Source organism: Burkholderia sp. DN3021, assembly GCF_049805555.1.
GTDB classification, from domain to species: Bacteria; Pseudomonadota; Gammaproteobacteria; order Burkholderiales; family Burkholderiaceae; genus Burkholderia; species Burkholderia pyrrocinia_C.
In genome coordinates this window covers 20,465-40,793 of sequence record NZ_JBNCAB010000064.1, presented here as the reverse complement: position 1 = coordinate 40,793, position 20,329 = coordinate 20,465, and the positions used below count along the sequence as shown (strand labels likewise).

Genomic DNA, 20,329 nt, shown 5'->3' with positions numbered 1-20,329 from the left:
CTCGCGGGGCGCGCGCTGTTGCCGCCGCCCGCCGGGCGTCCGCCGCTGCCGCCGGCGCCGCCTTGCGTGCGCGGCTTCGCGGCCTTCTGCTGCGATGCCTTCGGTTGCGCGTTGCCGTCGCGCTTCGCGGCCGGCTGGCCTGAGCCGCCTGCGCGCGGCTGGCGATTGCCGCCGCCGCCGCCGCCACCGCCGCGAGGTTGCTGCTGCCCGCGGCGCTGCTGGATCGGCTCCGGCTTCGCGTTCGGATCGGGTTCGAAGCCCGCGATCACTTCCTGCGGAATCTCGCGCTTGATCAGCCGCTCGATGTCGCGCAGCAGTTGCTTCTCGTCGACGCACACGAGCGACACGGCTTCACCGGTCGCGCCCGCGCGGCCCGTGCGGCCGATCCGGTGCACGTAATCCTCCGGCACGTTCGGCAGGTCGAAGTTGACGACGTGCGGCAACTGGTCGATGTCGATCCCGCGCGCGGCGATATCGGTCGCGACGAGCACCTGCAGCGTGCTGTTCTTGAACTCGGCAAGCGCGCGCGTGCGGGCCGACTGGCTCTTGTTGCCATGGATCGCCATCGCGCTGATGCCGTCCTTCGTCAACTGTTCGGCGAGCCTGTTCGCGCCGTGCTTGGTGCGCGTGAACACGAGCACCTGGAACCAGTTGTGTTCGCGGATCAGATGCGTGAGCAGCTCGCGCTTGCGGTCGCGGTCGACCGGGTGGATCTTCTGCGCGACGCTCTCGGCGGTCGTGTTGCGGCGCGCGACCTCGATCAGCGCGGGCGAGTCGAGCAGGCTGTCGGCGAGCGCCTTGATCTCGTCGGAGAAGGTCGCCGAGAACAGCAGGTTCTGGCGCTGCGGCGGCAGCTTCGCGAGCACGCGCTTGATGTCGTGGATGAAGCCCATGTCGAGCATCCGGTCGGCTTCGTCGAGCACGAGGATGTCGAGATTCGACAGGTCGATCGTCTTCTGCTGCATGTGGTCGAGCAGGCGCCCCGGCGTCGCGACGACGATGTCGACGCCGCGCTTGAGCGCATCGATCTGCGGATTGATGCTGACGCCGCCGAACATCACGGTCGAGCGCAGCTTCAGGTACTTGCTGTAGGCACGGACGCTTTCCTCGACCTGCGCGGCGAGTTCGCGCGTCGGCGTGAGGATCAGCGCGCGCACCGCGCGCTTCGCGCCGCGATGCTCGGCGTAGAACGTGTGCAGGCGCTGCAGGATCGGCAGCGTGAAGCCGGCGGTCTTGCCGGTGCCTGTTTGTGCGCCGGCGAGCAGGTCGCCGCCGCCGAGCACGGCGGGGATCGCCTGCTGCTGGATCGGAGTCGGCGACGTGTAGCCGAGCTCGTTGACCGCCTTGACAAGCGGTTCGGCCAGGCCGAGAGATTCGAAAGACATAGATACCACTCTTGAGTTTTATGATCGGCGACACCTCGCGCGGCCCGCGCGGGGACTGGCGTCGCAAAAAGCAAAGGGGCGCGGAACGCAGGTCGCTCACCTGTTGCGGCGAGATCGGCGTACCGTTGTTGCCCCACGACATCCGGATATACGTTACAACGGCTGCGACTTCCTGGTTCGACAGCGACTGCGCGAACGGCGGCATGCCGTACGGACGCGGATTCTTGAACGTGCTCGGCGGATAGCCACCGTTCAGCACCATGCGGATCGGGTTGACCGCCGATTCCATCATGATCGAGTGGTTGCCCGCGAGCGGCGGATATGCCGGCGGCTTGCCCGCGCCGGTTTCGGCGTGGCAGGTCGCGCAGTTGTCGGCGTAGATCTTCTTGCCCTGGTCGAACAGCGCATTGCCGAACTGCTTCGACGGCTCGTACTGCATGTTCTTCGGCGCTTCAGCCTTCTGCGGGATCGACTTCAGGTACGTCGACATCGCGCGCGTATCTTCGTCGGTCATGTACTGCAGGCTGTTGTGGACCACGTCCGCCATCGGGCCGAACACCGCACCCTTCTGCGACACGCCGGCCTGCAGCAGGTCGGACAGCTCCTGCACGTGCCAGTCGCCGAGGCCGAGTTCCTTGTCGTTCGTCAGCGACGGCGCATACCAGTTCTGCAGCGGGATCAGGCCGCCTGCGAACGCCGACGAGCTCACCGGGCCGCCCATCATGTTGATCGACGTGTGGCACATCGAGCAGTGGCCGAGGCCTTCGACGAGGTAGGCGCCGCGGTTCCATTCGACCGACTTCGTCGGATCCGGCTTGTACTCGCCTTCCTTGAAGAACAGCGTGCGCCAGCCGATCAGCAGGTTGCGGTTGTTGAACGGGAACTTCAGTTCGTGCGGACGGCTCGGCACCGACACCGGCGCGACCGAGCGCAGGTACGCGAAGATCGCGTCCGAATCCGCGCGCGTGACCTTCGTGTAGCTCGCGAACGGGAAGCCCGGGTAGAGCAGGCTGCCGTCCTTCGAGCGACCCGTGTGCATCGCGCGGTAGAAGTCGTCCGAGGTCCACTTGCCGATGCCGTCCTTGTCGTCCGGCGTGATGTTCGGCGTGTACATCGTGCCGAACGGCGTCGCCATCGGCAGGCCGCCCGCGAACGACTTGCCGCCGCGCACGGTGTGGCACGCGATACAGTCGCCGACGCGCGCGAGGTATTCGCCTTTCTTGATCAGCGCAGCCTGGTCGGCCGGCGTGGCCGCGACGGCGGCAGCGCCGTGCAGCGTGTCGTTGCCCGGCCACAGGACCGGCACGAGGGCGGCAGCCGCGACGATCGCGACAGCCGAGAGTGCAAACAGGGACTTGCGTTTCATTGTGTCTGTCTCCCTTGCCTTATTGCGGTTCGCTGCCGCAGGCGAGCGGAGTCTTCATCGAGCGCGCCGGGGCCGGCACGGGGTTGGCGGGCGCCGGTTGCGCGGCGAGCCATGCGGTCACGGCCGTCACGTCTTCGTCGGAAAGCTTCGCTGCGATGTCGTGCATGCAGTCCGGTGCCTTTGCGTGGCGGTTGCCCGAGCGCCATGCGCCGAGCTGTGCGCTCAGGTAATCGGCGTGCAGGCCGACGAGGCCGGGGATCGCCGGCTGCATGCCGGTCAGCCCTGCGCCGTGGCAGGCCACGCAGGCCGGCAGCTTGCGGGACGGGTCGCCTTGCGTGACGAGCTGCTTGCCGCGCGCGAGCGTTGCGGCCGGCAGCGTCGGCTTCGCCGGCGCCGGGTACGGCGGGCGTTCGGCCGAGAAGTGCTCGGCGATTTCGCGCAGGTAGTCGTCGTTCAGGTACGTCAGCAGGTAGTTCATCGGCGGGTACTTGCGCCGGCCATCACGGAAGTTGACGAGCTGGTTGTACAGGTACTCGGCCGGCTTGCCGGCAAGACGCGGGAAGTAGTCGTTGTCCGTGCCCTGGCCGTGGACGCCGTGGCATGCGGTACAGCCGCGCACGCGCTCGGCCATCGTATCGGGTGCCTTGAGCGGCGCCTGCTGGGCGTGCGCTTGCTCCGTGGGCTTGGTCTGCGCTTGGGCAGCGCTCATAAGGCCCGCTCCGCCGATCAACAGAACGGCGAGCAGCGGACGGAAGAGGCGTCTTGAAGACACACGAGACTCCATGATTATTCGTCGGGGACCTTGTCCGGGCTACGATCGGCTCGGCGCATGGACGGCAGGACAGCCGGGCTGCTGCGACGCGGCATTCTATCATCGATGGGTAATGACGGCTATTTGGCAAAAGGACAGCGGTTCCTGTCTGTTTACGACTTGCGACAATTTGACGCGTATTGCACAGCGGCGAAGTGAACCGGCGTGCGCTTTCGCCATCGAAGACCGTACACTCGCGACTCGCGCGGCGCCGCCTCCGCCGCAGGTCCAGTCATTTCTCCCGTTTCCGGATTCATCGATGACGTTTTCTACCGTGCCGTTGCCTCGTTCCCGTTGTCTGTCCCGTTGCCGCCGCGCCGCCGGCCGGCCGTTTGCGGGAGGGTGCGCGCAATGAAGTTCGACAGCTTGTGGATCGGGCAGGTCGCGCTCGCGGCGCTGATGGACGCCGCGTTCGCGATGGCGGTCGGCTCGGCGCTGCTCAAGGCGTGGCTCGGCAAGGACGGCGCGCGGCCGGTCGTCTCGCCTTCGCATCCCGCGTGGTTGCGCGCACAACATTCCCTGGTCGCGGCGGCGCTGGCGCTCGTGCTCGCGGATCTCGGCTGGCTGGTCTACGAGGCCGCGACGATGAGCGGCGCGGGGCTCGGCGGCGCGTTCGCCGCGATTCCCGTCGTGCTGATGCAGACGCACGCGGGCTTCGCGTGGAGCGTCGCGTTCGCCGGCGCGGTGGTGCTCGCGATCGTCGCGCTGGCGAAGCCGGAGGGCCCGGGCGCGCACGCGGTGCTGTGGCTCGCGGTGATCGTGGTCGCGGCCGGCAAGGCATCGCTCGGCCATGCGGCCGATACGGGCGCGCTGTCCGCGGCGGTCGGCGTGCAGACGCTGCACCTGCTCGCGACGGCCGTATGGGGCGGCCTCGTGCTCGCGGGCGGGCTCGCGGTGCTGCCGGCGCTCGGTTCTTCGGTTGCACGCGGCGCGCTGATCCGCATCGGCCAGCAACTGTCGCGTACGTCGATCATCGCCGTCGTATTCTTGCTCGGGACGGGCGTGCTCAATGCGCTGCGCGGGCTCGGCGGCTCGCTCGCGCCGCTCGACGGCAGCACGTGGGGGCGCGTGTTGCTGCTGAAGCTGCTGCTCGTCGCGCTCGCGCTCGTGCTCGGCGGCCTGAACCGCTTCTCGGCGCTGCCGCGGCTGCGCCGCACCGCGTCGACCGAGGATGCGCACACGTTCCGCAACATCCTGCATCTCGAAGGGATGACGATGATCGGCGTGTTCGTCGCGGCCGCCGTGCTGTCGTTCAGCGTGCCGGGGTTCGCGGCGCTCGGTTGACGGCGGGTTCCGCATGGCGCGACGCAAGCTCGCGGGCGCGTGCGCGGCACGTGCCGCGCGTCGCGCCGCTCACGTAAAAACGACCGCCTGTCGGGCGGCCGTTTCGAAGTCGATGCGTATCGCGCGGGCCGCAGCCGCGCGCGATACGCAGCGTGCTCACCACTCGGCGACGCTGCCGTCCGCGTGGCGCCACACCGGGTTGCGCCAGCGGTGGCCCGTTTTCGCCATCTCGCGCACCTTCTCCTCGTTGACGTCGATGCCGAGCCCCGGGCCCTGCGGGATCGCGACGAAGCCGTCCTCGTAGCGGAACACCTCGGGGTTGCGCAGGTAGTCGAGCAGGTCGTTGCCCTGGTTGTAGTGGATGCCGAGGCTTTGTTCCTGGATGAATGCGTTGTAGCTGACCGCATCGAGCTGCAGACATGCGGCGAGCGCGATCGGGCCGAGCGGGCAGTGCAGTGCGAGCGCGACGTCGTAGCTCTCCGCGAGCGTCGCGATCTTGCGGCACTCGGTGATGCCGCCCGCGTGCGACGCGTCGGGCTGGATGATGTCCACGTAGCCGCCCGCGAGGATGTGCTTGAAGTCCCAGCGCGAGTACAGCCGTTCGCCGAGCGCGATCGGCGTGTTGGTCTGGTTGACGATGTCGCGCAGCGCCTCGGCGTTCTCCGACAGCACGGGTTCCTCGATGAACATCAGCTTGTACGGGTCGAGCTCCTTCGCGAGCACCTTCGCCATCGGCTTGTGCACGCGGCCGTGGAAGTCGACGCCGATCCCGACGTGCGGGCCGACCGCGTCGCGCACGGCCGCGACGTTCGCGATCACCTGCTCGACCTTGTCGTAGGTGTCGACGATCTGCAGCTCCTCGGAACCATTCATCTTCACGGCCTTGAAGCCGCGCTCGACGACCGCGCGCGCATTGTTCGCGACGTCGCTCGGCCGGTCGCCGCCGATCCACGAATACACCTTGATGCGATCGCGCACCTGGCCGCCGAGCAGCGCGTGCACCGGCACGCCGTGATGCTTGCCCTTGATGTCCCAAAGCGCCTGGTCGACGCCCGCGATCGCGCTCATCATGATCGGGCCGCCACGGTAGAAGCCCGCGCGGTACATCACCTGCCAGTGATCCTCGATCAGCAGCGGGTCGCGGCCGACGAGGTAGTCGGCCAGTTCCTGCACCGCGGCCTCGACCGTATGCGCGCGGCCTTCGACGATCGGCTCGCCCCAGCCGACGATGCCCTCGTCGGTTTCGATCTTGAGGAACAGCCAGCGCGGCGGGACGACGAAAGTTTCGAGGCGGGTGATTTTCACGATACGAGTCTCCATGGTTGGCCGGCGCGGGCGCACGGGCGCGGCGCGCGGTCGCGTGCTTTCGCGATTATCCTAGCGTAGTCGGATAAAAAATAGTATTAATAGCACTATTGTGCAGATAGTGGGCAGCCGGCACGCGGGCCCAACGGAGAACGATCATTCAACACGACCTGCATGGACAGACGGCCTTCCGGCTGGCGACGGCGATCCTGCGCGGCGACTATCCGCCCGAATCGCTGCTGCCGAGGGAGCCCGACCTGATGGAGCTGTACGGCGTGAGCCGCACGGTGATGCGCGAGGCGCTGCGCACGCTGACGTCGAAGGGGCTGGTCGAATCGCGGCCGAAGGTCGGCACGCGCGTGCGGCCGCGCCACGCATGGAACCTGCTCGACGCCGACCTGCTCGACTGGTACGCGCGCGTTGCGCCGCCGCTCGCGTTCGCGCTGAAGCTGCAGGAGATGCGCGAGATGATCGAGCCGTACGCGGCCGCGCTTGCCGCGCGCGCGCATACGCCGGAAGCGTTCGATGCGATCGAGGACGCGGCGCGCGCGATGGCTGCCGCGCGCAACGTCGACGAATGGGTGCGCGCCGACCTGCGCTTTCACCTGAGCGTGCTCGCGGCCGGCGGCAACGAACTGCTGGTGCCACTCGGCGCGCTGATCGACCGCACGCTCGAGGCGCAACTGCATCTGAATGCGCGCCGCGCGGACGTGTACAACGCGTCGCTCGCCGAGCACACGACCGTCAGCGACGCGATCCGCGTGCGCGATGAGGACGGCGCACGCCGCGCGATGGCGGCGCTGCTCGCGGTGACGCGCGCGCGGATCGAGATGTCGTGACGGGCGGGGGCCGGCGGTGCGGCGTCGTCAGGCGTTCGCGCAACCGCCCGGCTTGTGGATGCGCTGCGTCGACGCAGGATACTTCGCGAGCAGGCTTGCCGGACGCCGCGGGCGCACGACCAGGTCGCCGCCGCAGTTCGGGCAGCGACCTTTCAGCACGTCGTCGGCGCAGGTCGCGCAGAACGGCTCGCCGCCCGCGTGCACTCGAAGGTGCAGATGCGCGCATCCGCCGAATCGGGCGGCAGGTCCTTGTCGCAGCATTCGCAGCCGGGGCGCAGTTCGAGCATGACGGTTTTCCTTGATTGGGGAGGTTCGGGACGGGCGCCGCCGGACATTGCGCGCGGCGCATGCGCGCGCTACCGTACCCGCTTGAATCGGCCTGGCCAACGGCGTCCGTCCGGGCGCCGTCGACGCGCACGGGCCACACCGGGAGACGACCATGCTTTATCGCGGAAGCTGTCACTGTGGAGACGTGAAGTTCGAAGTGGAAGGCGACTTGCAGGGCGTGATGGCGTGCAACTGCTCGATCTGCCAGCGCAAGGGCGCGCTGATGTGGTTCGTTCCGCGCGACCACATGAAGCTCCTCACGCCCGACGAGAATCTCGCGACCTACCTGTTCAACAAGCACGCGATCAGGCATCGCTTCTGCAAGCGCTGCGGGATGCATCCGTTCGCCGAGGGCGTTCATCCGAACGGCACCGCGATGGCCGCGATCAACGTGCGCTGCCTCGAGGATATCGACCTCGACGCGCTGCCCGTCACGCACTATGACGGCCGCTCGCACTGAGCGGCGTGCCGTCGCGTGAACGTATGTGCCGCGGTCAGGAAGGTTGCGCCGACGCGGTGCCCGGCGCGGGCATTTCCGCCTGCGGCGCGGGGTCCGCGGCGTGCGTGCCGGTGGCGGCCGGGCGTTCGATCAGCGGCGCGAGCGCCGGCGCCATCGACTTCAGCAACTGCACGGCCATCGCGCTCGTGAAGTCGTAGCGCGCCGCGTACGGTTCGTGCGCGGTTGCCGTCAGGACCCCGAAGAACCGGTCGCCGATCACGAACACGAACGTGCCGCTGCGGTTTACCTTGCGCGACTCGATCAGCCGCGCGCCGCGCGCATAGATGTTGAAGCGCTGGTCGCCCGTCCCCGTCTTGCCGTATACCTCGAGCGTCTTGCCGTCGGGCAGCGTGAAGCCGCCCGCGAGGCGGCGCGCGGTGCCGCTGAGCACGACGTCGCGCAGCAGCGTGTGCGCCACGTTGACGATTTCCGGCGACAGCATCGGCTGCGGCTGCGCGGCCGCGCGCACGAAGCGCGTTTCGTACGGCGTGCCCTTCGCGAAGTCGAGCCGCGTGATCGTCTCGGTCGGCGCTTTCTGGCCGCCGTTCGCGATCAGGCCGATCAGTTTCGCGAGCGCGTCGGGCTGGTCGCCCGATGCGCCGATCGCGGCCGCGTAGGACGGCGTGACTTCCGCGAACGGGTAGCCGAGCGCGCGCCACGACTTCGTGATCTCCGCGTACGCGCGCAGCTCGACCATGCGGCGGATGCGGCGGTCCTGGGTCGCGTGGTAGCGCGTCTTGTACAGCCACGAATACGTGTAGAAACGCGCATCGCGGCTCTCGCGCTGGACCTCGCCGAGCGACGCGCTCGGGTGCGCGCGCAGGTAGTTGAGCGTCCACAGCGCGAGCGGGTGCACGCTCGCGATATAGCCGCGATCGTTGAGGTTGAACCGGTCGATCGCGTATTTCGCGTAGAGCGCGGCGAGATCGTCGTCGGACAGCGTCGCGGCCGGCGTGCCCTTCAGTTGCGCGCGCATCTGCGCATCGAACCACGCGAGCGATTCGTTCGGCGCGACGCTGCGCAGCACCGTCGCGATCTTCGGCGGCGACTTGCGCACGTCCTTCAGCATCAGCGCGAGTGCGTCGTCGGGTGCCTTGCCCGCATAGCGCGTGTAGTAGCGCTTCACGTAGACCTGGCTTTCGCCGTCGACGAACTGCTGCAGGTAATGCCGGCGCTGTTCGGGATCGCCGAGCCACGACGACGACGGGCCGGCCGCCTGCAGCGTCTCGTAGTGGACGATGTCGCGCATCAGCCGCACGAACACGAGGTTGACCGAATGCTCGAACGCAGTGTGCAGCGTCAGGATGCGGCCGTTGTCCGACTTCTCGAAGTTCGAGAACACCTGCGCGCCGCCGCCCGTGTAGAACACGTCGGGGCTCGCCGAATACTTGCGTTCGACGGCCGCGTCGAGCATCGCCTGCAGCGAGCGGTCGCGCGTATGCGACAGATAGTCGAGCGCCCAGCGCGACAGCGCGTCGACCGGGTCGGGTTTCACGCGCGCAAGCTGCGCGTTCGACAGGTTCGCATAGCGCGCGTGCAGATCGGAAACGATCTGCAGGTACGTGATCAGCGTGCGCAGTTTCGCGGTCGAGCCGAGGTTGATGCGGCCGCCGCGATTCACGTCGAACGGCTCGTTCACGCTGTCGGTCTGTACGCGCAGCATGTTCGCGCCGTTGCGGCGTTCGTACAGCGTGAAGCTGTACGTGAGATGCGACGGGTCGTCCTTCGGCGCGAGCATCTCGTAGCCATAGAGGCCGGCGGCCTGCGCGCCGTCGCGCGTCGATGCCTTCGCGAGCCGCTCGGCGACGGCGCGCTGCACGCCGTTGTCGAGCGTGCTGGTCGCCTCCAGGTCGAGCAGGTCGAGCTGGTAGACGTCGCTGATGCCGAGTGCCGACAGCAGCGACGCGCGCGCGGACGACACCGCCTTGCGCGACACGAACGATTGCACCTGCGCGGCGGCAGGCGGCGCGCTGCGTTCGATCTGCGCGGACAGCGCGGCATCGCGCAATGCAGGCGAGATCACGCCGCCGTTCGACAGCAGCCGCAGGTAGCTGTCGGTCAGCCGCTGCAGCGCCGGATAGCCGCGGTTGAGGAAGTACGACGGCGCGCGCTGCGCGATGATCAGCGACAGCACCTCGCGGAACGTCTTGCCCTGTTCGTCGACGTTGTCGCCGGTCGTCGGCGCGGACAGGATCCGGTTCACGTCGTTGAAGTCGCGGCCGTACCAGGCGGCGAGACCGTCGCCGATGCCGGTGATTTCGCCGATATGCGGCCGCGCGGCGAGCGGCACCGAGTTCAGGTAGCGCACGACGATCGTGCGGCGCGCGAGCATCGTCTGCGGGCCGTTCAGATACGCGCGGACCGACGCCGACGCGATCTGCCGCAGCTTCTCGGGCGGCGTCGCGGTGCGGCCTTCGGGCGAATGGCGGAACTTCTCGATCTGGGTCGCGAGCGTGCTGCCGCCCGGGCGCGCCTGGTGACGGTTGACGACGTGCAGCGCCTGGTCGGCGAGCGCGCGGCTGAAGCGCCCCCAGTCGATCGCCGGGTTGCGGTTCGGTTCGTTCGCGTCGAGCAGGTAGCGATCCTCGATGAACAGCAGCGAATCGACGACCACGCGCGGCACCGTGTCGAAGTCGGCATAGACGCGCTGCGGGAACACGGTCGCGAACAGCGGCGCGCCGGTCGAATCGAACAGCATCAGGCCTGTCTGGTCCTTTTCTTCGTAAGGGAGGAACAACCCGCGCTCGCCGAGCGACAGCATCCGTTGCGAATCGCGCGCCTGTTTGCCGACGACGAAACCGCGCGCGAGCAGCCGCTCCTGGAAGGACGGAATCATCGCGTAGCCGAGGCGCTGGTCGTAGGGGCCGTTGGCGGGGAAGCGGATGTGATCGCTCGGGCCCGTTTCGACCGTGTAGCCGACATCGCGGGTGAGCTCGGACAGGTAGCGCGCCTGCAGCCGGGACGTTTCGATCTCGGTCTGCACGAGCCGCGCGATTATCGCGAGCGCGATCAGCAGCGCGGCCAGCAAAGACCATTTGACCCACGTCCAGACCGATGCGAGACCGGTCACGCGCGGCAGGATACGATTAAGCGGCCGATTCATGGCGGCGTCTCCCTGAGGGCACAGGCTGTCCGGCCGCACCCCATTAAGGATTAGTGTAGTCCTCAACCGCGGGCTGCCAAGGGCGGTTCACTACCGAGATGCGCCGATGCAACGCGCGTGCCTGTGACGCGCGGCGACCGGCGTTGCGATGCGATGGCGCACGCCGTCGCGGCGAAACGTTTGCGCGTGCCGTGCCTAAGCGTCCGCGCGACAACGGTTTCGGCGGGCAGGCCCGGGTGGCCGGGCAGGGGCGCTGCACCGGTTTCGTGCGGTGCGGCATCGCGGCAAATCGGGCCGGATCCTGTTCGCGAAATCGCGGCCGGCGCATGGCGACGCTACGGGTTTCCGCGATAGCCGTGCACGCCGGCAGAGGGTAGGATCGCCGGATCTGCGGCGCATTTTCGCTTTCGCCGGGAGTCCCATGCCGATCCATCCCGTCGCGCTCGTTTGCACGGCCATCCTCGGGCTGCTGTTGTTCGGGCTCGGACTTGTCGTGTCCGTCACGCGCTTCCGGTGCACCACCGGATCCGGGTGTGCGCCCGATCCGACGAACGGGTTGCACAAGATCGTGCGCGCGCACGGCAACACGGCCGAATACGCGCCGTTTCTCGCGGTGCTGTTTCTCTATTTCGGCGCACACGATCCGTCGCGCGCGATCCTGTCGCTGATCGTCGCGGCGACTGCATGCCGTTGCCTGCTCGTGATCGGATTGCTCGCGTGGCCGACGATGGCCAGGCCGAATCCCGTGCGTTTCATCGGCGCGATCGGCACGTATCTGTGCGGCGCCGCGCTGTGCATCGCGCTGTTCGTCTGAGCGGCGGCGCGACGTATCGCCAGGTCGCGGCAGGGCTCGACTGCTTCCTGTCGAAGCGCACCGATGTGTATCTGACCGCCGTCTGCCGGTGCGCGTCTGGCGCCGACTCGACGGGGCGGGCGACGGCGGCCGCCGCGAGCGGTGATATGCTCGCGGGACGCCCGCGATCGACGGGCGGTTTCCGATTGCCCGTGCGCGGCCTCGCTGCCGCGCGGCGCGGCGTTTCCGAGGGAAGAACCGACATCATGAGCCGCAAATTCATTCTGAAGGGCGACACGACCGACCACGGCGGCGTGGTGCTCGAAGGGATCGCCAATTCGTCGTTCGACGGACGCGAACTCGCCTATCTCGGCGCGCCCGTGTTCTGCGCCACGTGCAAGACGACAGGTGTGATCGTGTCGGACGGCGGCGAGCGGACGATGACCGTGATGGGCAAGGTCGTCGCGCTCGAACACGACCTGTGCCAGTGCCAGTGCACGCCGCAACCGAAACTGATCCCGTCGCAGGGCACGGGGACGATCTCGGGGTAAAACCCGCCGCGCGGCACGGCGCACGGCGGCCTGCCGTCAGACGCTGCCTTCCGTCTCGATCACGAGGATGCGCGCTTCGCCGAGCGGATGCGCGACGTGCTCGGTGCCGACCGTCGCGTGGAAGACGTCGCCGGTTTCGAGCACCGTCGCGTGCTCGATGCCTGCTACGCGATAGCGCATCTCGACGCGACCGTCGAGCACCGCGAACACTTCGTCGCCGTCGTTCACATGCCATCGATACGGCTGGTCGGTCCAGTGCAGGCGGACCGTGATGCCGTTCAGGTTCGCGATGTCGAGCGCGCCCCACGGGCGGTCCGCGGTGAATGCCGCGCTGCGGATGATGTTCATCGATATGTTCTCCGGCGCGAATGCGCGTCGTCTTCCCGTCAATTCTCCTGCATCCGCATTCAGCGCGACATCGCGCGCAGCGCCTGCTCGATTGTCTGCTTGCGTTTCGCAAAGCTGGCCGCCGAACGTTCGGTGACGCGCTTCACGACCGATGCCGGCGCGGTGTCGGGCGAGCCGGCGTTGAACGGCGGCGCAGGCGCGTATTCGAGCTGAAGCTGGATCGCCTGCGCCTCTTCATCGCCGGCCAGTTCCGCGGCGATCGTCAGCGCGAAGTCGATACCGGCCGTCACGCCGCCGCCGGTGATCAGGTTGCCGTCGCGCACGACGCGCTCGCGCACGGGCACCGCACCCAGCGGTTCGAGCAGCGTGTGGAACGCCCAGTGCGTCGTCGCACGCCGACCGCGCAGCAGGCCGGCCACGCCGAGCAGCAGCGCGCCCGTGCAGACCGACGTCACGTAGCGCGCGGTAGCCGCGCGCTGCTGCACGAACGCGATCGTTTCGGCGTCGAGCAGCAGGTCGTTGATCCCGATGCCGCCCGGCACGCAGATCACGTCGAGCGGCGGGCAGTCGTCGAACGTGCAGGTCGGCGCGAGCGCGAGGCCGCTGCTCGACGCGACTGTGTCGCGCGACTTCCAGACCAGGTGGACGGCCGCGTCGGGCAGCGACGCGAGCACGTCGTGCGGGCCGGTGAGATCGAGTTGCTGGGCGCCGGGAAACACGAGAAGGCCGATATGCAGGGTCATGCGAAGACTCCGGGTGGAAGAGGAACGCGCCGTTGCCGGCACACGATGGACAGACCGATTCTAGGCGCGTAGTGTTTGGCGAAATTGCCATATCGCCCACGTTTTCAGCCAATCGCCATGCCTGCCGCCCCGCGCTCGATCCTGGTCCTTGCATTTCCCCGTGCACAATTGCTCGACGTGTCGGGGCCGCTGCAGGTGTTCGCGTCCGTCAACGAACTCGCGCTTGAGCGCGGGCAGCCGGCGCCGTATGCGCCGCGTGTCGTCGCGGCCGACGCCGGGCCCGTCGAGACGTCGTCGGGCCTCGTCGTGATGGCCGAGTCGCTGCGCTCGGCCGCGCGCCGTCCCGATACGGTGATCGTCGCGGGCGGCAAGGGCGTGCACGCGGCATCGCAGGATGCCCGGCTGGTGCGCTGGGTGCGGCAGCAGGCGGAGCGTGCGCGGCGCGTTGCGTCGGTCTGCACCGGTGCGTTCCTGCTCGCCGAGGCTGGCCTGCTCGACGGACGGCGTGCGGTTACGCACTGGGCGCGCTGCGACGAATTCGCGGCGCGCTACCCGAACGTGCGCGTCGAAGCCGATCCGATCTTCATCCGCGAGGGCGCGCTGTGGACGTCGGCCGGCGTGACGGCCGGCATCGATCTCGCGCTCGCGCTGGTCGAGGAGGATCTCGGCCGCGCGACCGCGCTCGACGCCGCGCGCGAACTCGTCGTGTTCCTCAAGCGTCCGGGCGGACAGGCGCAGTTCAGCGCGATGCTGTCGATGCAGCGCACCGACGACCGGTTCGGCGAACTGCATGCGTGGATGGCCGAGCACCTGACGGCCGACCTGTCGGTGTCCGCGCTGGCCGAGCGCGTGCGCATGAGCGAACGCAGCTTCGTGCGCCACTATCGTGCGGGAACCGGCCGCACGCCCGCGCGCGCGGTCGAGCAGATCCGCGTCGAGGCCGCGCAGCGCCTGCTCGGCGAAACGACTTGGCCCGTCAAGCGGATCGCCGCGCGGTGCGGATTCGGTTCGGAGGAGACGTTGCGGCGCAGCTTCGTGCGTGTGCTGGGCGTGTCGCCGCAGGCGTATCGGGAGCGGTTCGTGCGGTAACGCGCGGCGCGCGATCGGGGCCGGAGCGGTTGTCGTGTGGAACTGAACGAAAACCGATCATTTTCCAGTGCGAAATTCCAAGACTATTCAGGGTTGGAGAACAATGGTCGGGGGCTTGTGTCGCGCCCGCCGCGCGCTCTATTCTGTTCCGTTGGCGATTCGAAGGGGGGCAGCATGGACCGAATCCAGGCAATGGAAGTTTTTACCCGTGTGGTCGACGCGAACAGCTTTACGCGCGCGGCCGACACGCTCGCGATGCCGCGCGCGTCGGTGACGACCATCATCCAGAATCTCGAGGCGCTGCTCGGCGTGCGCCTGATGCACCGGACGACGCGCCGGCTGTCGTTGACGCCGGAAGGTGCCGCGTACTACGAGCATTGCATGAAGATCATCGCGGAGATCGCGGAAGCCGACGCGAGCTTCCAGACCGGCAACCGCAAGCCGAGCGGCGTGCTGCGCGTCCACATGCCGAGTTCGCTCGGGCGGCGCATCGTGCTGCCGTCGCTGTCGATTTTCCGGCAGCGTTATCCGGACATCACGCTCGAGCTGGGGCTTTCCGACCGCTACGTGGATCCGGTCGAGGAGGGCATCGACTGCATGATCCGGGTCGGGCCGCTCGAGGATTCGTCGATGGTTGCGCGGCGCATCGGGATGCTGAAGCGCGTGACCTGCGCGTCGCCCGATTACGTCGCGCGTCACGGCGAGCCGCACGAGATTGCCGATCTCGCGGAACATCATGCGGTGAATTTCCGTTCGAGCCACGGCGCGCGTGCGATTCCGTGGGTGTTCATGATCGACGGCAAGCCGGTCGAGGTACGGATGAGCGGGAGCGTCACGGTCAACGATTCGGATGCCTACGTGACGTGCGGGCTCGAAGGGTTCGGGATGATCCAGCCGACGCTGTTCATGGTGCTGCCGAACCTGCTCGACGGATCGCTGGTCGAGGTGCTGCCGGACTGCAATCCGAAGCCGAAGCCGATTTCGATCGTCTATCCGCACAACCGGCATTTGTCGCAGAAGGTGCGTGTGTTCGCCGACTGGATCGCGGAGGTGTTCGAGTCGACACCGGCGCTGGAAGGCGGGGAGAACTGGCGCGGGAAGGTGCGCGGGCAGTTGCCGGAGGAGCGGCGCGGGACGGTGGCGGCGTAACGAGCCGGGACGCGGCGGTTTCGGCCGTTGTGTCCGCAAAGCGGGGGCCGTCGGTGCCGGGGCGCGTGAAATGCCGCATGCCGGCGGGAGGCGGCGCGAGAGGATCGCGAATCGGATGAGCCAAATGAAAAAGCCGCTGTTCCTTGCGGAACAGCGGCTTTTTTACAACTGGTGGCGAATCAGGGACTCGAACCCCGGACCTGCGGATTATGATTCCGTCGCTCTAACCGACTGAGCTAATTCGCCGAAGAAATGAATTATGGAGATAGGCCGTCAGGCTGTCAACACCTTTTTTCATCTTCCCCGAAAAAAGTTGCCGATGATCCGTACCGGCCTCGTCGCAGGGCGGTTGCCGGTCACCGGAACGCGCCCGGCAACCGCCCATGCCTCGACATCAATCCTGCGCGTAGATGTTCGAGTCCTTCGTCTCCTTGACGAACAGCAGGCCGATCACGAACGTGGCCAGCGCGATCACGATCGGATACCAGAGCCCCGAATAGATGTTGCCCTTCGCCGCGACGATCGCGAATGCGGTCGCCGGCAGGAAGCCGCCGAACCAGCCGTTGCCGATGTGGTACGGCAGCGACATCGACGTATAGCGAATCCGCGTCGGGAACATCTCGACCAGCATCGCGGCGATCGGCCCGTAGACCATCGTCACGTAGATCACGAGGATCGTCAGGATCACGATCGTCATCGGCCAGTTGAGCTGCGCCGGATCGGCCTTCGCCGGGTAGCCGGCCCCCTTCAGCGTCGACGCGAGCGTCTTGTCGAACGCCGCGCCCTGTGCCTTCGCGTCGGCCGCCTTGCCGTCGTACGCCGGGATCACCGTATCGCCGACCTTGATTTCGGCCATCGTGCCGGCCGGTGCCGCGACGTTCTCGTAGTTCAGGCCGGCCTTCGCGAGCGCGCTCTTCGCGATGTCGCACGAGTTCGTGAACTTCGACGTGCCCACCGGGTTGAACTGGAACGAGCAGGTGGCCGGATCGGCGACGACGGTGATCGGTGCCTTCTGCGTGGCGATCTCGAGCTGCGGGTTCGCGTAGTGCGTGAGCGCCTTGAACAGCGGGAAGTAGGTCAGCGCCGCGATCAGGCAGCCCGCGAGGATGATCGGCTTGCGGCCGATCTTGTCCGACAGCGACCCGAAGAACAGGAAGAACGGCGTGCCGATCAGGAGCGCGATCGCGATCAGGATGTTCGCGCTTGCGCCGTCGACCTTCAGCGTCTGCGTGAGGAAGAACAGCGCGTAGAACTGGCCCGTGTACCACACGACGGCCTGGCCGGCGGTCAGGCCGACGAGCGCGAGGATCACGATCTTCAGGTTCTTCCACTGGCCGAACGCTTCGGTCAGCGGCGCCTTCGACGTCTTGCCTTCCGCCTTGATGCGCAGGAACACCGGCGATTCGTTCAGCTGCAGCCGGATCCACACCGACACCGCCAGCAGCGCGATCGATGCGACGAACGGCACGCGCCAGCCCCAGTTGCCGAACGCTTCCTCGCCGATGAACGTGCGCACGCCGAGGATCACGAGCAGCGACAGGAACAGGCCGAGCGTCGCGGTCGTCTGGATCCACGCGGTGTAGAAGCCGCGCCGGTTCGCCGGCGCATGCTCGGCGACATAGGTCGCCGCGCCGCCGTACTCGCCGCCGAGCGCGAGGCCCTGCAGGAGCCGCATCGCGATGAAGATCACCGGCGCGGCGATGCCGATCGACGCATAGCCGGGCAGGAAACCGACCACGAACGTCGAGAGGCCCATGATCACGATCGTCACGAGGAACGTGTGCTTGCGTCCGACCATGTCGCCGAGCCGGCCGAACACGATCGCGCCGAACGGCCGCACCGCGAAGCCGGCCGCGAAGCCGAGCAGCGTGAAGATGAACGCGGCGGTCGGATTGACGCCGGAGAAGAAGCTCTTGCTGATGTAGGCCGCGAGTGAGCCGGCCAGGTAAAAGTCGTACCACTCGAACACGGTCCCGAGCGACGACGCGAAGATCACCTTTTTCTCTTCGCCCGTCATCGGCGCGTGCGAAATTTGCCCGCCTAACGTTGCCATGAATCGTCTCCAAGTCCCTTGATATAGATATGCGGCCGCCTTGGGTGGGCCTGTCGACGATTATTGGCACGGAAACTTACGGCGCACTGACTCGCGCGCACAAAACGACTGCGCGTTAACCCGTGCCGAATCGGGTGCTTCGCGTGACGATCGTGATGCGAACGTCCGGCAAAACGCCGGTTTCGGCGCGATCGCGGCGCGTTGCCACGGTGCGCGTCAGGGTTAATCCGGAGCGGTTTCCGCCAGCGGCAGGCTGACGCGCACGAGCGTGCCGGCGAGGCGCGGCGCCTGCTGGTAGACGTGATCGTCGAGCGTCAGCGTGCCGCCGTGCTGCGTAGCGATCTCGCGCACGATCGCGAGCCCGAGGCCGCTGCCGTCGCCTTCGCGGCCGAGGATCCGGTAGAAGCGCTCGACGACGCGCTCGCGTTCCGCGGCCGGGATGCCGGGCCCCGTGTCCTCGACTTCGAGATGCGCGAGCCGCGCCGCGCGATCGGCGCGCACGCGCACCGTGATGCGGCCGCCTTCCGGCGTGTAGCGGATCGCGTTGTCGATCAGGTTGCCGAGCATCTCGCGCAGCATCACCGGGTTGCCGTCGACATCGAGCGGCGCGTCGTCCGGCGGGCCTTCGTAGCCGAGATCCATCCGCTTCGCGAGCGCGGCCTGCACCCAGTCGCGCACCGCGCGCCGCGCGAGCGAGGCGATCTCGACCGGCTCGAACGTGAGCCCGCTCGCGCGGTTCTCGGCGCGCGCGAGCGCAAGCAGTTGCGTGACGAGCCGCGCGGCCTGCTCGGAGCTCGTCGCGATCTGCTCGAGCGAGCGCTGCACGTCGGGCGGGACGGGGTGGCGCAGCGCGAATTCGGCCTGCGTGCGCAAGCCCGCGAGCGGCGTCTTCATCTGGTGCGCGGCGTCGGCGATGAAGCGCTTTTGCAGCGCCATGTTCTGTTCGAGACGCGCGAGCAGGTCGTTGAACGACGTGACGAGCGGCTCGATCTCGGGCGGCGCGCGCTGCGCCTCGACGGGCGACAGGTCGTCGGGCCGCCGCGCGCGGATGTGCGCCTGCAGCGCATTGAGCGGCGCGAGCCCGCGCGACAGCCCGAACCAGACGAGCAGGATCGCGAGCGGCAGGATCACGAACTGCGGCAGGATCACGCCCTTGATGATGTCGTTCGCGAGCGCGTTGCGCTTGTCGAGCGTCTCGCCGACCTGCACGAGCACGGGCTGCGTGCCGTTCGCCTGCGGCAGCGCGACCGTCGTATACGCGACGCGCACGTCGTTGCCGCGCAGCAGGTCGTCGCGAAACACGACGACGCCCGGCGGCGGGCGGTCCTCGTCGCGCGGCAGCGGCATGCCGGCTTCGCCCGCGACCAGCTCGCCGCGCGCGCCGAGCACCTGGAAGTAAACGCTGTCGACGTTGTCCGCGCGCAGGAAGTCGCGCGTCTGCTCCGGCAGCGTCAGCTCGGCGACGCCGTTCACCGGGTGGATCTGGCGCGCAAGCACGTATGCGTTGGTCTCGAGCGCGCGGTCGAACGGGCCGTTCGCGATCGTCTTCGCGACGAGATAGGTGACGGCGATGCTCATCGGCCACAGCAGCAGCAGCGGCGCGAGCATCCAGTCGAGGATTTCGCCGAACAGCGAGCGCGGGCGCGGCGCCTCGGGCGCATCGGTTTCGTCGGGCGGCGCGAACGGGTTCTCGTAGCGTGCGTCGCGCGCATCGTCGGCGGCCGACGACGGCGCGCCGGTCGGGTGGCGGGAATGGGCCGGCGTGGCCATTGCGGCGACGCCCGGCTTCAGCGCAGCGGCGTGCCGGCCGTCGCGGGCTGGGGCGCTGTGGTGTCGGCCGGCGCGGCGGGCGCGACCTTTTCGAGGCAATAGCCGAGGCCGCGCACGGTCGAGATCCGGACGCCGCTCGGTTCGATCTTCTTGCGCAGCCGGTGCACGTAGACTTCGATCGCGTTGTTGCTGACTTCCTCGCCCCATTCGCACAGATGGTCGACGAGCTGCTCCTTCGATACGAGCCGGCCGATCCGCTGCAGCAGCACCTCGAGCAGGCCGAGTTCGCGCGCGGACAGATCGAGCACGTGATCGTTCGCGTACGCGATGCGGCCGACCTGGTCGAACGCGAGCGAGCCGTGCCGCACGACGGTCGGGCCGCCGCCCGCGCCGCGCCGGGTCAGTGCGCGCACGCGCGCTTCGAGTTCGTTGAGTGCGAACGGCTTGGCCATGTAATCGTCCGCGCCGAGATCGAGGCCCTTCACGCGCTCGTCGACGCTGTCGGCGGCGGTCAGGATCAGCACGGGGAGGTTGGAATTGCGGGCGCGCAGGCGCTTGAGCACGTCGAGCCCGGACATTTTCGGCAGTCCGAGATCGAGGATCAGCAGGTCGAATGTCTGCATCGACAGCGCCGTATCGGCATCGACGCCGTTCTTCACGTGGTCGACCGCATAGCCCGATTGGCGGAGTGACCGGGTGAGGCCGTCCGCGAGTATGCTGTCGTCTTCGGCGATGAGAATTCGCATGTTGCTGACCGATGGCCGGCAGGGTGTTCGCGCCGGCGCGGCTGTCTCCGAAGTTATTCGTGTACAACGCCCTGCATTGCGGGCTTGCATAAAACACTGTTTTTTTATACAGTGTCTGCATTCGTGGGCGGCGCTTGAAAGCGGGCGCGCCTTTAACAGACGCTGCTC

The 20,329-nt window shown here is 67.9% G+C and carries 16 protein-coding genes, 1 tRNA gene and 2 pseudogenes; 7 read left to right on the top strand and 12 right to left on the bottom strand.

What is annotated here, in order from left to right:
- From ACPUER_RS26260 to ACPUER_RS26250, 3 genes and pseudogenes are all read right to left on the bottom strand, one after another.
- A partial coding sequence (locus ACPUER_RS26260) for a DEAD/DEAH box helicase (RefSeq protein WP_425132515.1) occupies positions 1–1,385 on the bottom strand: 1,385 nt, incomplete at its 3' end.
- 73 nt (positions 1,386–1,458) lie between these two features.
- Positions 1,459–2,751 (bottom strand): annotated as a pseudogene (locus tag ACPUER_RS26255) (c-type cytochrome); the annotation flags it as partial.
- 19 nt (positions 2,752–2,770) lie between these two features.
- A complete protein-coding gene (locus ACPUER_RS26250; protein ID WP_111016172.1) occupies positions 2,771–3,535 on the bottom strand; it encodes a c-type cytochrome in 765 nt (254 codons plus the stop codon).
- A 378-nt stretch (positions 3,536–3,913) separates the two neighbouring features.
- On the opposite strand from ACPUER_RS26250, the gene ACPUER_RS26245 reads away from it, so the two are divergent.
- A complete protein-coding gene (locus ACPUER_RS26245; RefSeq protein WP_310142381.1) occupies positions 3,914–4,846 on the top strand; it encodes a CopD family protein in 933 nt (310 codons plus the stop codon).
- A 156-nt stretch (positions 4,847–5,002) separates the two neighbouring features.
- Here the strand turns inward: ACPUER_RS26245 and dgoD are convergent, their stop codons facing one another.
- On the bottom strand, positions 5,003–6,151 hold the full coding sequence (gene dgoD / locus ACPUER_RS26240) for a galactonate dehydratase (RefSeq protein ID WP_072443519.1): 1,149 nt from the start codon (positions 6,149–6,151) through the stop codon (positions 5,003–5,005).
- Positions 6,152–6,306: 155 nt separating this feature from the next.
- On the opposite strand from dgoD, the gene ACPUER_RS26235 reads away from it, so the two are divergent.
- Positions 6,307–6,990, top strand: coding sequence for a FadR/GntR family transcriptional regulator (locus ACPUER_RS26235; protein WP_175962077.1), 684 nt, complete (start codon positions 6,307–6,309; stop codon positions 6,988–6,990).
- A gap of 27 nt (positions 6,991–7,017) precedes the next feature.
- On the opposite strand, the pseudogene ACPUER_RS26230 reads toward ACPUER_RS26235, so the two are convergent.
- Positions 7,018–7,277: pseudogene (locus ACPUER_RS26230) on the bottom strand (DUF1272 domain-containing protein).
- A gap of 152 nt (positions 7,278–7,429) precedes the next feature.
- Here ACPUER_RS26230 and ACPUER_RS26225 point away from each other — a divergent pair.
- A complete protein-coding gene (locus ACPUER_RS26225; RefSeq protein ID WP_175961991.1) occupies positions 7,430–7,777 on the top strand; it encodes a GFA family protein in 348 nt (115 codons plus the stop codon).
- Between the two features lie 34 nt (positions 7,778–7,811).
- Here the strand turns inward: ACPUER_RS26225 and ACPUER_RS26220 are convergent, their stop codons facing one another.
- Positions 7,812–10,919 carry a transglycosylase domain-containing protein gene (locus tag ACPUER_RS26220; RefSeq protein WP_425132514.1) on the bottom strand — a complete coding sequence of 1,036 codons (3,108 nt, stop codon included), beginning with the start codon at positions 10,917–10,919 and terminating at the stop codon, positions 7,812–7,814.
- Between the two features lie 421 nt (positions 10,920–11,340).
- Between ACPUER_RS26220 and ACPUER_RS26215 the strand changes: the two genes are divergently transcribed.
- Together ACPUER_RS26215 and ACPUER_RS26210 are read left to right on the top strand one after the other, a co-directional pair.
- On the top strand, positions 11,341–11,733 hold the full coding sequence (locus tag ACPUER_RS26215; RefSeq protein WP_425132513.1) for an MAPEG family protein: 393 nt from the start codon (positions 11,341–11,343) through the stop codon (positions 11,731–11,733).
- Between the two features lie 245 nt (positions 11,734–11,978).
- Entirely contained in the window at positions 11,979–12,263 is a 285-nt protein-coding gene (locus tag ACPUER_RS26210; protein WP_175961988.1) for a PAAR domain-containing protein, read from the top strand.
- A 36-nt stretch (positions 12,264–12,299) separates the two neighbouring features.
- On the opposite strand, the gene ACPUER_RS26205 is transcribed toward ACPUER_RS26210, so the two are convergent.
- Together ACPUER_RS26205 and ACPUER_RS26200 are read right to left on the bottom strand one after the other, a co-directional pair.
- Entirely contained in the window at positions 12,300–12,611 is a 312-nt protein-coding gene (locus ACPUER_RS26205; protein ID WP_175961987.1) for a cupin, read from the bottom strand.
- A gap of 59 nt (positions 12,612–12,670) precedes the next feature.
- Entirely contained in the window at positions 12,671–13,354 is a 684-nt protein-coding gene (locus ACPUER_RS26200) for a DJ-1/PfpI family protein (protein ID WP_425132512.1), read from the bottom strand.
- A gap of 117 nt (positions 13,355–13,471) precedes the next feature.
- Here ACPUER_RS26200 and ACPUER_RS26195 point away from each other — a divergent pair, with 117 nt between their 5' ends.
- Positions 13,472–14,443, top strand: a complete 972-nt coding sequence (locus ACPUER_RS26195) for a GlxA family transcriptional regulator (RefSeq protein WP_425132511.1) — start codon at positions 13,472–13,474, stop codon at positions 14,441–14,443.
- 174 nt (positions 14,444–14,617) lie between these two features.
- Positions 14,618–15,592: a LysR family transcriptional regulator gene (locus tag ACPUER_RS26190; protein WP_175961984.1), complete on the top strand. Its 975-nt coding sequence runs from the start codon at positions 14,618–14,620 to the stop codon at positions 15,590–15,592.
- 169 nt (positions 15,593–15,761) lie between these two features.
- Here ACPUER_RS26190 and ACPUER_RS26185 read toward each other — a convergent pair.
- The 4 genes from ACPUER_RS26185 to ACPUER_RS26170 form a co-directional block, all read right to left on the bottom strand.
- Positions 15,762–15,838: transfer RNA gene (locus ACPUER_RS26185), tRNA-Met, on the bottom strand.
- 148 nt (positions 15,839–15,986) lie between these two features.
- Complete coding sequence (locus tag ACPUER_RS26180) at positions 15,987–17,645, bottom strand: MFS transporter (RefSeq protein ID WP_175961983.1); 1,659 nt, start codon at positions 17,643–17,645, stop codon at positions 15,987–15,989.
- Positions 17,646–17,867: 222 nt separating this feature from the next.
- The gene (locus tag ACPUER_RS26175) at positions 17,868–19,415 is read right to left on the bottom strand and encodes a sensor histidine kinase N-terminal domain-containing protein (RefSeq protein ID WP_425132510.1); all 1,548 of its coding nucleotides are present in this window, start codon (positions 19,413–19,415) and stop codon (positions 17,868–17,870) included.
- A gap of 17 nt (positions 19,416–19,432) precedes the next feature.
- Positions 19,433–20,161, bottom strand: coding sequence for a response regulator transcription factor (locus ACPUER_RS26170; protein ID WP_034178938.1), 729 nt, complete (start codon positions 20,159–20,161; stop codon positions 19,433–19,435).
- Positions 20,162–20,329 lie beyond the last annotated feature (168 nt).

Coding starts and splice junctions, on each gene's coding strand:
- ACPUER_RS26180 (WP_175961983.1), bottom strand. CDS start 17,645: ATGGCAACGTTAGGCGGGCAAATTTCGCACGCGCCGATGACGGGCGAA.
- ACPUER_RS26225 (WP_175961991.1), top strand. CDS start 7,430: ATGCTTTATCGCGGAAGCTGTCACTGTGGAGACGTGAAGTTCGAAGTG.
- ACPUER_RS26205 (WP_175961987.1), bottom strand. CDS start 12,611: ATGAACATCATCCGCAGCGCGGCATTCACCGCGGACCGCCCGTGGGGC.
- ACPUER_RS26250 (WP_111016172.1), bottom strand. CDS start 3,535: ATGGAGTCTCGTGTGTCTTCAAGACGCCTCTTCCGTCCGCTGCTCGCC.
- ACPUER_RS26170 (WP_034178938.1), bottom strand. CDS start 20,161: ATGCGAATTCTCATCGCCGAAGACGACAGCATACTCGCGGACGGCCTC.
- ACPUER_RS26245 (WP_310142381.1), top strand. CDS start 3,914: ATGAAGTTCGACAGCTTGTGGATCGGGCAGGTCGCGCTCGCGGCGCTG.
- ACPUER_RS26190 (WP_175961984.1), top strand. CDS start 14,618: ATGGACCGAATCCAGGCAATGGAAGTTTTTACCCGTGTGGTCGACGCG.
- ACPUER_RS26215 (WP_425132513.1), top strand. CDS start 11,341: ATGCCGATCCATCCCGTCGCGCTCGTTTGCACGGCCATCCTCGGGCTG.
- ACPUER_RS26220 (WP_425132514.1), bottom strand. CDS start 10,919: ATGAATCGGCCGCTTAATCGTATCCTGCCGCGCGTGACCGGTCTCGCA.
- ACPUER_RS26195 (WP_425132511.1), top strand. CDS start 13,472: ATGCCTGCCGCCCCGCGCTCGATCCTGGTCCTTGCATTTCCCCGTGCA.
- ACPUER_RS26210 (WP_175961988.1), top strand. CDS start 11,979: ATGAGCCGCAAATTCATTCTGAAGGGCGACACGACCGACCACGGCGGC.
- ACPUER_RS26200 (WP_425132512.1), bottom strand. CDS start 13,354: ATGACCCTGCATATCGGCCTTCTCGTGTTTCCCGGCGCCCAGCAACTC.
- ACPUER_RS26175 (WP_425132510.1), bottom strand. CDS start 19,415: ATGGCCACGCCGGCCCATTCCCGCCACCCGACCGGCGCGCCGTCGTCG.